Annotated in this window: 14 protein-coding genes; 5 read left to right on the forward strand and 9 right to left on the reverse strand. The window is 46.2% G+C overall.

Annotation, left to right across the window (positions count from 1 at the left end; all coding sequences use genetic code 11):
* Positions 1-195: 195 nt before the first annotated feature.
* Positions 196-1335, forward strand: a complete 1140-nt coding sequence (locus tag ABC765_RS05565) for a hypothetical protein (protein WP_347980899.1) — start codon at positions 196-198, stop codon at positions 1333-1335.
* Positions 1336-1445: 110 nt separating this feature from the next.
* On the opposite strand, the gene ABC765_RS05570 is transcribed toward ABC765_RS05565, so the two are convergent.
* Both ABC765_RS05570 and phoU read right to left on the reverse strand, forming a co-directional pair.
* Positions 1446-2303, reverse strand: a complete 858-nt coding sequence (locus tag ABC765_RS05570) for a patatin family protein (RefSeq protein ID WP_347980900.1) — start codon at positions 2301-2303, stop codon at positions 1446-1448.
* Positions 2304-2437: 134 nt separating this feature from the next.
* The gene (phoU, locus tag ABC765_RS05575) at positions 2438-3184 is read right to left on the reverse strand and encodes a phosphate signaling complex protein PhoU (RefSeq protein ID WP_347980901.1); all 747 of its coding nucleotides are present in this window, start codon (positions 3182-3184) and stop codon (positions 2438-2440) included.
* 155 nt (positions 3185-3339) lie between these two features.
* On the opposite strand from phoU, the gene ABC765_RS05580 reads away from it, so the two are divergent.
* From ABC765_RS05580 to ABC765_RS05590, 3 genes are all read left to right on the forward strand, one after another.
* Positions 3340-4077 (forward strand): response regulator transcription factor, encoded by a 738-nt coding sequence (locus ABC765_RS05580; RefSeq protein ID WP_347980902.1) that lies wholly within the window; start codon positions 3340-3342, stop codon positions 4075-4077.
* A gap of 48 nt (positions 4078-4125) precedes the next feature.
* Positions 4126-4929 (forward strand): Cof-type HAD-IIB family hydrolase, encoded by an 804-nt coding sequence (locus ABC765_RS05585; RefSeq protein WP_347980903.1) that lies wholly within the window; start codon positions 4126-4128, stop codon positions 4927-4929.
* Between the two features lie 64 nt (positions 4930-4993).
* Positions 4994-6322 carry a replication-associated recombination protein A gene (locus ABC765_RS05590; RefSeq protein ID WP_347980904.1) on the forward strand — a complete coding sequence of 443 codons (1329 nt, stop codon included), beginning with the start codon at positions 4994-4996 and terminating at the stop codon, positions 6320-6322.
* A 134-nt stretch (positions 6323-6456) separates the two neighbouring features.
* Here ABC765_RS05590 and ABC765_RS05595 read toward each other — a convergent pair whose 3' ends face one another.
* Positions 6457-7212, reverse strand: coding sequence for an SDR family NAD(P)-dependent oxidoreductase (locus ABC765_RS05595; protein ID WP_347980905.1), 756 nt, complete (start codon positions 7210-7212; stop codon positions 6457-6459).
* A 338-nt stretch (positions 7213-7550) separates the two neighbouring features.
* Here ABC765_RS05595 and ABC765_RS05600 point away from each other — a divergent pair, with 338 nt between their 5' ends.
* The gene (locus ABC765_RS05600; protein WP_048344983.1) at positions 7551-7769 is read left to right on the forward strand and encodes a hypothetical protein; all 219 of its coding nucleotides are present in this window, start codon (positions 7551-7553) and stop codon (positions 7767-7769) included.
* Between the two features lie 767 nt (positions 7770-8536).
* Here the strand turns inward: ABC765_RS05600 and ABC765_RS05605 are convergent.
* The 6 genes from ABC765_RS05605 to ABC765_RS05630 form a co-directional block, all read right to left on the reverse strand.
* Positions 8537-9994 (reverse strand): amidase, encoded by a 1458-nt coding sequence (locus ABC765_RS05605; protein ID WP_347980906.1) that lies wholly within the window; start codon positions 9992-9994, stop codon positions 8537-8539.
* A gap of 77 nt (positions 9995-10071) precedes the next feature.
* On the reverse strand, positions 10072-10638 hold the full coding sequence (locus tag ABC765_RS05610) for an NAD(P)H-dependent oxidoreductase (protein WP_347979871.1): 567 nt from the start codon (positions 10636-10638) through the stop codon (positions 10072-10074).
* Positions 10639-10664: 26 nt separating this feature from the next.
* Positions 10665-11177, reverse strand: a complete 513-nt coding sequence (locus ABC765_RS05615) for a MerR family transcriptional regulator (RefSeq protein ID WP_347979872.1) — start codon at positions 11175-11177, stop codon at positions 10665-10667.
* A 35-nt stretch (positions 11178-11212) separates the two neighbouring features.
* Positions 11213-12043: an SDR family NAD(P)-dependent oxidoreductase gene (locus ABC765_RS05620; RefSeq protein ID WP_347979873.1), complete on the reverse strand. Its 831-nt coding sequence runs from the start codon at positions 12041-12043 to the stop codon at positions 11213-11215.
* A gap of 53 nt (positions 12044-12096) precedes the next feature.
* Positions 12097-12609 (reverse strand): SRPBCC domain-containing protein, encoded by a 513-nt coding sequence (locus ABC765_RS05625; RefSeq protein ID WP_347979874.1) that lies wholly within the window; start codon positions 12607-12609, stop codon positions 12097-12099.
* A gap of 481 nt (positions 12610-13090) precedes the next feature.
* Entirely contained in the window at positions 13091-13981 is an 891-nt protein-coding gene (locus ABC765_RS05630; RefSeq protein WP_347979875.1) for a LysR family transcriptional regulator, read from the reverse strand.
* Positions 13982-14034: the final 53 nt, after the last annotated feature.

A 14034-nucleotide genomic window follows, 5' to 3' on the forward strand; every position in this document is an offset into this window, starting at 1 on the left:
TAGATTTTTGTAAACCTTGCCAATGAAAATGTTAAGGTATTTTAACGAATTACTGGTTTTTAAATCAGGTTGGTCCGCAGCGCTCTCAAATCAAGCTGATTGGCTGTTCAAAAATAAGTTTGCCAAAAGTATGTTCGCCTGTTAAAATGTAAATAGCGAACATATGTTTTAATAGAGCTTAAGGAGGGAACTGAGATGTCATTTGCGTTGCTGTATCGATCGCTTAGCCGTACTCGCTGGTATTGGTCAGTCAGCCAAAATTTTACCCAAAAAAGCGAGCGGCAGTTTACCTGGGAGTCGGCTGCGGATCTGGCTGCGGATTATCCTAAACTGAGGTCACGCTATCCTACGCTGTTTGCCAAGAAACGTGCCGAGGCCTTTTGGATTTATGACCTCGCGCATGATGATGCAACGCGACTGTCGCTTGCTGCAGCTGACAGTGCTGATGTACCAGCTGATGATGCACCTCAAGCAGAAGCCAATGCTGATAAAACAATCGCTGTTGCTTCACCGACAGCTGCTGATCCAATGGCCTTGCAAACAAGTACGCCCAAACAGCAGGAAAGTGATCCCAAAACCGCAGAGCATTTTGCATTGATGGTAGATGACAAAAACAATGCGTCTTGCTACTACAGTCGGACGCTTAAAAAATTCGTGGTCAAGGTCAATGAGCACGCCTCGGTCTGGGACCGGCGCGACTCTGCTATCGATGTGGGTAAAGAATTGGCAATCAATGATTCATTTTGGCTTGGTCATGCTGAATATGATCGTGCAACATTGCGGTTGGTCAGAGTCGAGGATGGCGAACGAATCTGGCCGCAATTGGCTGGGGATGGCTTACCGATGCCAGATCCCGAGCTTATTGATCAATTCCGCGAAAAAATCAGTGCCCATGTAGATGATGATGGTCCGGCAGCGTCAACGATGAGTCTGGCCAAGGCAGCACAGCATGAGGTTGAAACGATCGATTTTGAAAGATTCAATTTAAAGAAGATTCTTGAGGCCGTTGACTATTTGATCGATGCATTACGGCTTAAAGCAACTGCTGAACGCCAGCTGAAAGTTTTTGACCAGTCGATTCTGCAGGACTATCTGCACGTAATTGAACTGACTGAGCTTGACCAGATCGATACGCAGCAGCTGGTTGCCAGTCTGCAGTCAAATCGGCGGGCGCGTCGTCAGATTAAAGACCTTAAGATCATCTTATCGGCGCTGGCTAAGTCGTTTGATGTTCAGCAGTTTTTGAATATTCTGCTGTCAGAGCCGTCACTAGGCAGTCAATACTATTTTCGTGATCAGGCAACGGCCGCAAAGATAAAAGAAATGATTGATTAAAAGCTGATGACCGCGGCGTTAATACAGAGAATCAGTCACGATAAAACGGCTCTGCCAACAAAAAAAGCCGCCTTTAAAAAAAGACGACGTTTAGTTTAGCGTTCTTTAGTTTAGCGTTCAAGGTAGGCAATCAATTGAGGCAGCTGCTGTTCCATTTCAGCCAGTCCCTCATCATGAAAGCCAGCCAGTTTTTTGACATTGTTTTCAAAACGGCTGATCTTGACTGGTTTTTGTGGCGTAATGCAGTAAAGCTCATGATTGGCAAAAGCAGCGTCAATCTCATTGCACCGTTGATTATATACTTCCGGCCGGTTGATGCCTTCTTCGGCAAAAACCGGATAGTCTTTGTACTGGCGACGATAAAGCGCCTTGACCAGGGGACTGGAAGGCTTTTTGCGATAGGCTGCCTCACGTGTTCTGACGACGACGATCTTGTCGAATCCTTGTTCCTTAGCCAGGTCGGTCGGAATCGAATCAGCAATTCCGCCATCCAGACAAGGTCCTTGATCAGTCAGCTGCGGCTCAACCAAAAACGGCATTGAGCAGGAAGCTTTCAAAGCAGTTACCAAACCTTCCCGTCGGTAGTTTACAAAGTCAATTCGCTTGCCAGTTTCAATTGAAGTTGCCACCGCTGTAAAGTTCGATGCGGAGCGCTCATAGGCATGATGGTCAAATTGATGCCAGTCCCAGCCATGATCATCAAACAAAAAGTCCAGATTGAGAATGTCTTCATGACGCAGGCCGCGTTTGAGCGAAACATAGTCAGAATCATGACGGTAGCTGGTGTTGACGTGATTTACATATCCATACTGCTTGGCTACGTAACAGGCACCGCATAAGGCCCCGGCAGAAACGCCAATCACGCTTTTGAACTCGATGTGATGCTTGAGCAGGCAATCCAAGACGCCAGCCGTGTACTGGCCGCGAAAAGCTCCACCCTCCAAAACTAATGCCGCGTTGTAAAGCATTGCAATCCCTCTCTCTTCATGCATTTAATCGTATTGAATATGATTATAATAACACATCATCAAATCAATCAAGGATCATTAAGCCGCAAAACGACCGCAAAGCCATCGTTGTAAACAGCTTTACGGTCGCAGAGTTAGGATTTCTTATTTTGGTTGGCGCGCTTTTCTTGTTCTTCAGCCTGTTTTTGGAGTTCACGATTGACCAGTTCGGGATCAGCCTTGCCGGGGTTAAGCTCCGTAATTTTACCAGTTGCCGCGTAGATCACCCATTCGACCAGGTTGACGATGTGATCGCCAATCCGTTCCAGCAGATGAATCACGGTAATGTAGTGACTGCCATCCTTAATCAGTTCTGGATGGGCGTGCATGCGGTTGATGATTTTTTCATGAACCTGCACGTATTGTTTATCAACTTCCAGATCCATGTTGGCAACAGAGTAAGCCGTCTGTTCATCAGTGTAGACATAGGCATCAAGGGCTTTTTCCAGCATGTGACGCACGGTTTCAGCCATTTGGGCGATGTCGTTTTCAATATCTGGCCAGTGCTGGTCCATATCTTTGATGCGGATGGCGTCTCTGGCAATGTGAGAGGCATGATCAGCCATTCGTTCCAAATCCGAGCTGGCCTTAAGGATGCTCATAATTGAACGGAACTCGTTTTCTTTTGGCTTTTGAATATTCATCAGCTTAAAGGCGTGCTTTTCCAGGTAGGTTTCGCCATCATTGATCAATCGGTCGTTTTCGCCGACTTCCTTGGCTAGCGCCACATCGCGATCAATGAACGCCTTGGTTGCCTTATAAATTTGTTCGGAGGTGTTGATCCCCATTTCCATAAAACGGCCACGCAGTTTTTTTAGCTCGTCGTTAAAAATCTCGTTCATATGATCTCTCTCCTTTATGGGGCATTTTTCTTTGATTACTATACTTGTCTAATGTAAAAAATGTGTAAATTCGAGGTAAAATTATCGGATTTTATCGAAATTTTGTAAATATTGCGTTTTAATTAGACTTGGAAGAGAAAAGGGGATGGAGAATCATGGAGCAGCGACACTTTCTGCTCATTAGCAAGGACATGGCTTTATATGGAGCAATTGCCGCCGCGTTTGCGGATGAGGGATGGCTGCTGCACCAGACGACCACCGCGGTAGAAGGGGTAGCCAAAATCAAAAAGCACCCATACAGTGGGATTCTATGGGATTTTGACGCTACGCCGCTGGACACGATTTTAGCAACGCTGGACGTCATGCGTCAGATGATGAATGGCCCGATCATCGTCATGGGCGAGGCGTTTAAGCCTAAGGTGCGACGCAAGCTGTTTCGCTTTCATGCCGATGACTGTCTGCCAAGATCGCTTAACGATGCTGAAATGCTGGTGCCGCTGATCAGACAGCGCTTGTGGGTCTATGATCAGCTGAATACGGAACAGGCAACAACCGATAAGCCGCGGCGGCCACGGCGAGATGACGTAACGATTGGCAATTTAAGACTTGATTTTAATCATCGTTGCGTATATGTCAATGATCAAAAGGTGATTTTAACGCCAAAAGAGTTCAAACTGTTAAAATATCTATATGATAATCGCAATCAGGTTATCAGCCGCGAACAACTGTTAAATGGCGTCTGGAACTATGATATTTTAGGGACTTCCCGAATGGTTGACATTCACATTAGCCATCTGCGCGATAAGATTGAAAAAGACCCGCACCATCCGGAATGGATCAAGACGGCACGTGGTTTTGGCTATCTTTTTGATACGGCTCATTTGGATAAGTAGCCTTTCTGTGTCATAATTGGCGTAAACGATAATTTGAAGGAGAAGAAAATGGCATTTCCTTTTAAAGTGGCTGCCTTTGACATGGATGGTACGTTTCTGCGCGATGACAAGACTTTTGATCGCGACCTGTTCAGCCGGCTGTTGGATCAAATGTTGGCCCAAGGCGTGCATGTTGTCGTGGCCAGCGGTGATCAGTATGAATGTCTGCTAAAGTACTTTCCAGCTTGTCATGAGCAGCTGACCTTTATTAGCGAGAACGGCGCGCATATTATTGATCACGACACGGAGCTGGTGGTGCAGACCATGGATCCTGCGGTAGTTGACGAACTGATTCCATTTATGGTCGACAAAATGGATCTGGTACCGTCGCTTTCTGGCCATGAGCACGGCTACATCTCGCCAAACGTTTCAGCATCACGGCTCAAGCGGCTGCAGTTCTATTTTCCAAATCATGTTTTCATTGAAGATTTCAAGCAGCTGCCAGCCGATCGCTTCTATCAGATCTCGTTTGTCGTTGAGCCAGCCAAGCTGAAGATGCAGCTGCAGACTTTGCGCAGTCGGTTTGGCGAGCGGTTGAAGATCACGCCAAGCGGCAATGGTTCGGTCGATTTAACGATTCCGGGCGTTGATAAGGCCCAGGCGCTGCAAACGATGCTTGCCAAATGGCACCTGACGACTGATGATTTAGTGGCGTTTGGCGATGGTGGCAATGACGTGACTATGCTTAAAATGGCCAGAGTTGGCTGGGCAATGCAGAATGCCAGTGCAACGGTCAAACGGGCAGCTGATTTTACGGCTGATGAAGACAACAATCATGATGCCGTTTTGCATGTTCTGCAGTCTTATCTATAATTAATCAAATATGAATGGCCTTTTGCATCATCGTCATGCGGAAGGCTTTTTTAGAGGTGATCGAATGCATCAAGAATCGCTTTTTGAACAGGCGACGCACGAACCACTAGCCAGTCGCATGCGTCCCCAGACCTTGGATCAGATCGTTGGCCAGCAGCATCTTTTGGCACCTAACCAGATGCTGCGTCGTTTGATTGATGCTGATCGCGTGCCCTCCATGATTCTTTGGGGGCCGCCTGGCGTGGGCAAGACGACTTTGGCACGGGTAATCGCACGGCATACCAAGTCGGAATTCATCTCGTTTAGTGCCGTTACCAGCGGCATTAAAGAAATCAAAGAGCTTATGGCCCAAGCACAGCAAAACGCGGCTTATGGCCAGCGAACGATCGTATTTGTCGATGAGATTCACCGTTTCAACAAAGCACAGCAGGATGCGTTTTTGCCTTACGTTGAGAATGGCAGCATCGTATTGATTGGCGCGACGACTGAGAATCCATCGTTTGAAATCAATTCAGCTCTGCTTTCGCGCTGCCGTGTCTTTGTATTGCAGCCACTGTCAACTGACGATCTGCAAAAGATGCTGCAGCGCGCGGCTCAGACCGGCTTTTCGCGCCCGATTCAGATTGATGATCGCTTATTGAGACAAGTGGCGATTTTTGCGGATGGCGATGCCCGTACGGCTCTCAACACGCTGGAAATGCTGGTTGATAATGGCACGATTGATGAAAACGGTCGGCTTACGGCAGCGGACAATCTGTTGGAGCAGCTGCTTGGTCATAAAACACTTAAATATGATAAAAAAGGCGAGCAGCACTATAATCTTATCTCAGCACTGCATAAATCCATGCGCAACTCTGATGTCGACGCGGCCATCTACTGGCTGACGCGCATGCTGGATGGCGGCGAGGACCCATTATACATTGCGCGGCGTTTGGTACGCTTCGCCAGTGAAGACATTGGCCTGGCCGATACCAATGCGTTAAACGTTGCGGTCAATGTCTACCAGGCCTGTCAGTTCCTGGGGATGCCGGAATGCAACGTTCACTTGACGGAATGCGTAATCTATCTGGCGACTACGCCTAAATCCAACGCGGTCTATGCTGCCACGCAAAAAGTCCAAGAAGATGTTGAAAAAACGGCCAACGAGCCAGTACCGCTGCAGATCCGCAACGGTACTACCAAACTCATGAAGGAACTGGGTTATGGCAAAGATTATCAGTATGCGCATGATACGGCGGCTAAAATGACCACAATGGAAACGATGCCGGCTAATCTCGTGGAACATCAGTATTATTATCCAACCGAGCAGGGCAATGAGATTCGTTTTAAACGGCGCTTGGCCCAGATTAAGAACTGGAAACGGCAGCACCGTAATGATGATGGGCGCGCTTAAACTCAATAGTTGCAGGACTTTAAGATGGCGCAGCCAAAGAACGGGATTTTAAATGGCGCATCAGATAAATAAAAGAGGCATTCTGCTCAAAGCAGCCGAGTGCCTCTTTTTTAATGCCTTTAAGTTGGTCAAGACTAGCCGTCCATCACGATCCCGCCATCACAGTCACCGATCTCGCCGGTAATAAAGCTGGCCGCGTCACAGCCAAAGAACAGGATCATTTGGGCAATTTCTGCTGGTGCCGCGCCACGGCCAAGTGGAATCATACTTAAGACGCGCTGCCGTTTTTCAAGATCAGCTTCCAATGCGGCCGTCATGCCAGTGTGGGTAAAGGAAGGACAGACCGCGTTGGCGTAGATGCCATACTTAGCGCCTTCTTTAGCAATTGCCTTGGTAAAGCCATTTAAGCCAGCCTTGGACGATGCATAGGCCGTCGTTCCCAGCAAGCCGCCTCCGATTTTACCGGCTACGGAAGAAACGTTGACGATTCGGCCGCCGCCATTACTCTTGAAGTGTTCCCAGATAGCATGAACGGTATTGAAAGGTCCGGTTAGGTTAACGGCCAGCGTCCGATCCCATTCGGCTGGCGATAATTCATCAAACGACTTGGCGCTGATGATGCCCGCTACATTGATCAAGACATCGATGCGGCCAAAGTCATTTAAGATCTGCTGAAAGACTGCATCAACGGCAGCGCGATTGCTTTGATCCATGGCATAAGGGTGGGCGTGCTCCCCAAGCTCAGCGGCGACTTGATTTGCTTCATCAAGCGTCAGGCCAATCAGGGCAACCGAGCCGCCGCCAGCGATGATGCCTTTAGCGACTTCCTTACCGATTCCGCCAGTCGCACCGGTTACGATAACGTTTTTACCATCATAGTCATAGCGCATAATGGATCCCCCTTTAATCAAATACTTGTTTTTATTATAGTCTCAATTGTGAGCAGGGGAGTGAGAAATTAAATCAATCTCTATTTGATAAACCAGTAGTAATTTACCTTAACTAAACTTCAAAAACAAAATAAGACACCACTGACTTTAGCTATTCATAACCTAACTTAAGAATCGGCTACGTTTACAACTTTAATTTGACTTTCAGCAGCAAAGATGGAATAATTTGATTCCGATATCTCAAAATGTCTTGACAACTGAAAAACTGGTGTTGAGGCAATGATTTGATGATCGTCATCGGGATATCGTTGATCATCAGAGAGAGAGGAATTGATATCATGACAAAGAAAGAAGTCGTAAAAGCCATGAATGATGCGGTATTGGTTCGCATCAACGACTGGCGCTGTGCTCAAGCCTACCTGATTCAAAAAGTCTTGAATGATGGTAAGGTCTTGTTGCGGCGGGCTGACATCTCAGTTGATGGCAAGGCCGTCCCGACTGACGAAACCAAGAACGCTGCCTGGAGCGAACTGGAAAAGCTGCAGCTAGACTTTTAGTTCTCAAATCAAAATATTTATGGAAGGTCATCTGCTTTCGATAGATGATCTTTTTTATTGACATAATGAATTGTCAGATGTATTCTATACTAATTCCTCAATTTATTTTGGGGATTGACTTGAAGCTGGTGCATAAGGCTTTGGCAGAGTCGCCCAGCTGGCTGGCTTATCAATGAACCATGGCGTCAGGCAACGATAGCTGTTTGATTCCTAGCGTCAAGGCTTGCAGTGAGTCTTGATCGCGGTGAAAGAAAGCCGTGTTCCCAGTCAGTCAGGTAAGAGGCTAATAAGTTAAGGCACGACCCGATGCGCGTTTGCAATATCCCATCCACAGTCAATTAGGCTTGACAACCTAAGACCCAAAGTGGAACGTCACTAAAAACGTTCGCCGTGATACTGCAGTGATGCAGCTATAAGCATCGAGGTCGGTCCGAGTCGGTCAAACGGCGGCATCTTTTCAATACTTGATGAATGCTTATGCTGACCAAAAGCTGGTGGGTACCGATCCCAGCCCGTGCCTTGATTAAAGCGACAAGAGGTCATGATCGACGGGTCTTGGCTAAGCCTTGTCGAGCACGTTGCCTAATCAACTATTAACCTTGCGCCACGCAAACCAATGCGCAAGTCTGCATACCAGTCTAGCTCAAAGGAAGAGCAGTTGCTAAACGATGCAAGTTCGATTCTTGCGACTGGGTTAGATAATCAAACCGCCCCCAAGGCACCTGATGTTTAAGGTGTTTTGAGGGCGGTTTTTTTATATCGATGAATCAGCTGAGCATTTTAAGCATCCCGTGGTCCTCAAATAATTCAGCCAGCTGCAGCAGAATATCTTCGCGTCCTTTATTGGCGGTTAATTGAATTCCCTGCGGCAGGCCGTCCTTAGCAATGTAAGCAGGCAACGAGATTGCAGGCTCGCCTGTTAGGTTGGCAGCTTGCGTAAATGGCGTGCGGCTTAGTGAGTCAAGCCATTGGTCATATATCAGCTGGCGTTGTTCTTGTGCTGTCAGCTGATTGATTCTTTGCAGACGCTCATCGAAGACAGTGGCATGCTGCGGCTCATCAATGCGATAGGGGTGGCCAGCCGTTGTCGGGGTCAAGAGCACGTCAAATTGTTCGTGCAGCTTAGCGTGGAGAACACTGGCCTGATCCCAAACGTTCAATGCATTGATGTATTCGGCGGCAGTAACGTTTTTACCAGCTTGCCAAAGTGCCCAAGTGACCAGCTCAATCTCATTTTGTTTGACGGGACGTTTGATTGCTTGTTCAATGCTGGCAAACATGGCTGCGGTTTCACCTTCATTCATCAAATAATAACTATCAATCAGCTGCCGTCCGTCAATCGGATCTTCGTAGGGCTGACAGTCATAGCCTAGGTCTTGAAGAAAGGCGACCGCGTTTTTGACGGCTTGCACGGCATCTTCTGTAACCGGGGTTTTTACTGGCGAGGTAGTGGTCCAGCCGATCCTTAGACGTGATTGATCGTTTGTTTTAAAGGCATCCGGATTGAGCAGCGGGGTTTGGAAGACGGCAGGGGACTGAACGGTTTGAAGGGTCTCCAGCAAAAGCGCGGTATCTTTAACCGATCGCGTCAACGCAAAATTAATCGACGCGCCTTGCCATGACCGCCAATTGCCTGGACCAACCGGCATGCGGCCACGAGTTGGTTTCAAGCCAATGACGCCACACCAGCTGGCCGGAATTCTGATCGAGCCGCCGCCATCATTGCCCGCAGCGATTGGCACCCAGCCAGCTGCCACGGCCGCGCCGGCACCACCTGAAGAGCCGCCGGGCGTGAACTGCGGATTCCAGGGATTGCGGGCTGGACCAAAAAGTTTGGCATCGGTAATGTTTTTATAGCCAAATTCGGGAAAATTTGTCTGACCAATAATGATGAAGCCGGCATTTTGAAGTGCTTTGACAAAATTATCGGTTTCAGCAGCCAGTTGATTGCCAAACAGCTGGCTGCCGTTAGTATCAGGCTCGCCTTTCATTCGCTGACCGAGTCCCTTTAACAGCAGGGGAACGCCTAAAAACGGCTGCCCGTGATCTTTTAGCTGGTCGGCTTCTTTTAAGGCTGCTTCTGTTCTTAAATGAACAACGGCATTGAGGGTAGGATTTTCTGCTTGAATCTTACTTAATGCCATTTCAACCAGGTCACGACTGGTAAGCTGGTGCTGGCGGATCATTTCTGCCAAGCGATAGGCCGGTAACGTCAGTAGATTCATTTTAAGCTCCTTTGATTACTAAAAATAGGATTAAGCGTGCGTGCCTAATCCTATTTTCCGATATGCATTTGTCTGAATCAACTATCGCTTTCTGTTTCAAGCAGACCGAATTTAGGCAATGGGGTAGCTTTTTTGAGCAATCTTACATAATGACTGGCTTGATCTTGAAGTGCATCGTCAGTAATCGTGCGGGCACCAAAAGTTATAAAAGGCCGTGAGTATTTCATCCCTACCATTCCTGCCATCGATTGGAATGGACGCAACAGCTCGGCTAAACGATAACCATGCAAGCCAACGCGGGTATAATGGCCTTGATCACCACCAACGGAAACGCTCAGTAAAAATTCTTTGTTTTGAAGCTGGTTACCAGTACGGCCATGTGCCCATCCATGAGTCAAAACAGCATCTTCCCATTGTTTCAGTAGGGCGGGGCTGCTGTACCAATAAATAGGGAACTGAAAAACAATTCGATCTGCTTTTTTAAGTGCCGCTTGCTCAGCAGCAACGTTAATCCTAAAATCTGGATATAGTTTATACAGATCGCGAATTTCAATATTATCGATTTCTGCAGCCGCATTGGCTAATTTTTGGTTGACTCGCGAGGCATTCAAATAGGGATGCGCCAAGATAATTAATGTTTTCATAAAGTGTCTCCTTACAGACAACTTGATTAATGGCCACCTCGATTACGGTAGTCTTTAATGGTTTTAAAACGCGTTAGTTCTTCAAATTGTCCGGTGTCATTAAGATATTTTGAGTATTGTTCTGCTAGATTAGGAACTACTTCATTAGTATGAGGAGTAAAATGAATCTTCTCCGTTCCAGCGTCAATGGCAGTTGTGAAATACCATTCCTTAAATTTTAAATAACAAAGGGTATCTTGCAGATCATTAATCTGAGCACGCAGATTGGTCTCATGCAGCTTTAAAAGTTGATAGCGTTTTTTAAGCGTTGAGTCACCCTGCAACCGCATTTGGATAAAATCAGCAATTTCTGTTACTGGTACGCCGGCATTTTTAAGACAAATAATCGTACGCATTAGATGGACATCATTATCTGAAAAGATGCGTCGTCCGTTACTGTCGCGTTTAATGAAAGGGAGCAGGCCTTCTTTATCATAGTAGCGAATCGTATCAATGGAAATTCCTAGTTGAGCAGCAACTTGACCAATACTATAGCTCATGTTTTACCCTCCATTAATTTTTCTAGTATTCGGGCTTAATTATCGTCAGTTGACAACGATAACTCGCGATGACTTTCAATTTCACTCATTAAACTACGCAGCTTATCCAGACTGGCTTGATAGGCGAATTCTCCTAGAGGCAAATGTTTAGGCATTTCGTCACCACTATTGACAGCATCAATAATTGCTTGAGCTATCAGCATTGGATCGCCAGGCGCATTGTCAACAGCTTGATCGGTAGTTGCAATCATGTCCTTGAACCGTTCATATGCAGCAATCGTTGGAATCTTTTTTTCTGAAGAGGAGCCTGCCCAGTTAGTGCGTGCTCCACTTGGTTCAACGGTCAATACCTTGATACCCATTGATGAAATTTCTTGACGCAAAGCATCCGAATAGCCTTCAACAGCAAATTTTGCAGCACTGTAAAAGCCCATGGTTGGTAAAGTAGTTAATCCAAGAGCTGATGAAATATTAACGATCACGCCATCTTGGTTGGCACGAAACTGTGGCAATAGGGCATTCGTCATTTCAGCCAACCCAAAAAAATCAACCTCAAACATGTAGCGTACTGCTTGCATATCACTTTCCTCAATCGTTGAAAAGTATCCTAAGCCAGCATTATTGACTAAGACATCAATCTTTTCAGAAAAACTTAGTGCTTGCTTAGCAGCTTCCCTAATAGCCTTTGGATCGGCAATATCAACGATTATTTTTTTGATCTGTCCATGGTCATATTCATCAAGATACGCCAAATCTTTTTCTTTGCGTGCTGTTGCAATTACTTTGACATCATTTTGCAGAGCTAATCTAGTGGCTAAGGCTTTCCCGAATCCGCTTGACGTTCCTGTTATCATCCACGTTTTCATTTGAGAAGACTCCTTTTTATATTTAATGCAGTTGGTTATTTCACTATTTTTGATTATAGCTGTTTGCGAGCCGCGCTAACCAGTCCATCCAGCCAAGCCTGATGACCATTAAGCATGGGGTTGGGCTTAGTTATAGCAAGCTTAGCGGCTGAATTGCCAATCTGTGATTCTTGAGTAAGCAGTCGTACGCGATTGGCGGGCAGCTGTTCGATTAAGAAAGCGTGATATACATCAATTGCCGATTCAGCACTGTCATTGTTCCACCCGTGCCATGCAATTTTAGCAATTGGCGCATCTTTTGTCGGACTGATTAGCTCCATAACCTGTGCATCAATTGGAAAGCCAAAAGTATCAAAATGAAAATGCTCACCATAATGCAGTTCGCTGTTTTTGCCATTAGTAAGCTTAATATTAGCTGCATTATCATAGTATAGTTCCCATTTGGCAGTATCGACTAGGTAATGCCAAATATCAAAAACCGTTAGATCCTTAGCAATAACCTCATTGGAAACAAAATTATCGGTTGTCCCTGGTAAAAAGCGGGTTGGAAAACTAATTGAATGCATTTATGATTCCTTCTTTCATTTGTTGGTGAGATCACTATAAATGCTGGAGCTGACTCTAGGGCAACCCTTTTTTTAATTAACCTAGATGATTGATAATGCCTTGTGCTACACAAACCATCTGTGCGGGTTCTTCTTTCCGATTAAGATCAAACGATTATATAATCCTGGTTTGTTCAGTACTATCTGTGGATTAGTGCCGCTTTCGATTTGGATTATCATGAAATGCTTTGCTGAAATGAATTGGCTGGATTTGGCTTTAGGATTAAGCTGGATTGTCCTTAACTATTGGTTTGGGTTCAGATCGTCGGTATATCGTCATTTTGGCTCGTTAAAGCAATATAGCTTCACCTCTGAAGAAGTTGCAAAATCGGATCGCTTTATGAAAAACGTATAGGAGTGCAAGTTAATGGCACTTTGCCAGTCTAAAAAATAATCGTATTACACAAAAACTGGGACGGCTTTCATTCAGCTGTCTCAGTTTTTATGATCTTTTAAGCGGCGTTTCCAGAATCGACCATAGTCTTTGGGCGTTTGGCGTCAGCAGGCGATTGGCACGGGCCGCCAGCGAGATGATAAACTCGGGCTGACTGCCATCCGTCAATGGTAAGGCTATTAGGCCATCATTGGCATCCAGCGCCAGATCCGTCAAAAAAGAGATTCCGGAATTATTGGCGACCAGCGCTTTTAAAATCTGCACGTCGCTGGTTTTAAAAATAATTTTGGGACGTACACGAGCCAAATGTGCAGCCTGGCGGAAAGCCTGGGCATGAACGTATTCGTCATCAAGCGTGATAAATGGATACTGAGCGGCTTGAGCAAATGATATGCCATTTTTAAAAGCTGTCAAAGGATGATCCTTAGCCACGATAATTTTAATCGGTGCCTTATCAATCACACGGGCTCGCAGACTTGGCTGTTGAAATGGCTGCAGTGATCCTAACAGCGCCAGATCAAGCTCGCCTTTTGCCAGCAGCTGCAGCAGTGAGGCCGAACCATGATCAACGACTTCCAGCTGATTGAGCAGTCCTGCCTGCAGCAGCGCCGGGGTGAAGCGGGGAAAGTACCAGCTGCCGATGATTGGCGGCAAACCAAAGCTGATGCGTTCCTGCTTGGCACGGGCCAGTTCCTTTTGGGCAATCTCAAGTTCTTCAATCACGCGCTGAACGTGCTGGTCAAACTGAAGGCCGGTACTGGTAACCGTCAATTGATGATGCGAGCGATCACGCATGAAAAAAGTCGTTCCAAAGCTTTCTTCAAGTCGTTTGATGGCCATGGTGACGGTTGGCTGACTGATGTTGAAATCTGATGCGACCTGGGAAAAATTTTTGGTCCTAACCAAATCATGATAATAATATAATTCTTTAATATTCATCGATAAATACCGCCTTGATAGGATTTAAATTTATCATATCAAAAAAATTTATG

The sequence above is a fragment of the Limosilactobacillus sp. WILCCON 0051 genome (genome assembly GCF_039955095.1).
GTDB lineage: Bacteria > Bacillota > Bacilli > Lactobacillales > Lactobacillaceae > Limosilactobacillus > Limosilactobacillus allomucosae.

What these genes read in the sequence shown, in the direction of transcription:
- ABC765_RS05565 (WP_347980899.1), top strand. Translation starts at nt 196, where the DNA reads ATGTCATTTGCGTTGCTGTATCGATCGCTTAGCCGTACTCGCTGGTAT.
- ABC765_RS05570 (WP_347980900.1), bottom strand. Translation starts at nt 2,303, where the DNA reads ATGCTTTACAACGCGGCATTAGTTTTGGAGGGTGGAGCTTTTCGCGGC.
- phoU (WP_347980901.1), bottom strand. Translation starts at nt 3,184, where the DNA reads ATGAACGAGATTTTTAACGACGAGCTAAAAAAACTGCGTGGCCGTTTT.
- ABC765_RS05580 (WP_347980902.1), top strand. Translation starts at nt 3,340, where the DNA reads ATGGAGCAGCGACACTTTCTGCTCATTAGCAAGGACATGGCTTTATAT.
- ABC765_RS05585 (WP_347980903.1), top strand. Translation starts at nt 4,126, where the DNA reads ATGGCATTTCCTTTTAAAGTGGCTGCCTTTGACATGGATGGTACGTTT.
- ABC765_RS05590 (WP_347980904.1), top strand. Translation starts at nt 4,994, where the DNA reads ATGCATCAAGAATCGCTTTTTGAACAGGCGACGCACGAACCACTAGCC.
- ABC765_RS05595 (WP_347980905.1), bottom strand. Translation starts at nt 7,212, where the DNA reads ATGCGCTATGACTATGATGGTAAAAACGTTATCGTAACCGGTGCGACT.
- ABC765_RS05600 (WP_048344983.1), top strand. Translation starts at nt 7,551, where the DNA reads ATGACAAAGAAAGAAGTCGTAAAAGCCATGAATGATGCGGTATTGGTT.
- ABC765_RS05605 (WP_347980906.1), bottom strand. Translation starts at nt 9,994, where the DNA reads ATGAATCTACTGACGTTACCGGCCTATCGCTTGGCAGAAATGATCCGC.
- ABC765_RS05610 (WP_347979871.1), bottom strand. Translation starts at nt 10,638, where the DNA reads ATGAAAACATTAATTATCTTGGCGCATCCCTATTTGAATGCCTCGCGA.
- ABC765_RS05615 (WP_347979872.1), bottom strand. Translation starts at nt 11,177, where the DNA reads ATGAGCTATAGTATTGGTCAAGTTGCTGCTCAACTAGGAATTTCCATT.
- ABC765_RS05620 (WP_347979873.1), bottom strand. Translation starts at nt 12,043, where the DNA reads ATGAAAACGTGGATGATAACAGGAACGTCAAGCGGATTCGGGAAAGCC.
- ABC765_RS05625 (WP_347979874.1), bottom strand. Translation starts at nt 12,609, where the DNA reads ATGCATTCAATTAGTTTTCCAACCCGCTTTTTACCAGGGACAACCGAT.
- ABC765_RS05630 (WP_347979875.1), bottom strand. Translation starts at nt 13,981, where the DNA reads ATGAATATTAAAGAATTATATTATTATCATGATTTGGTTAGGACCAAA.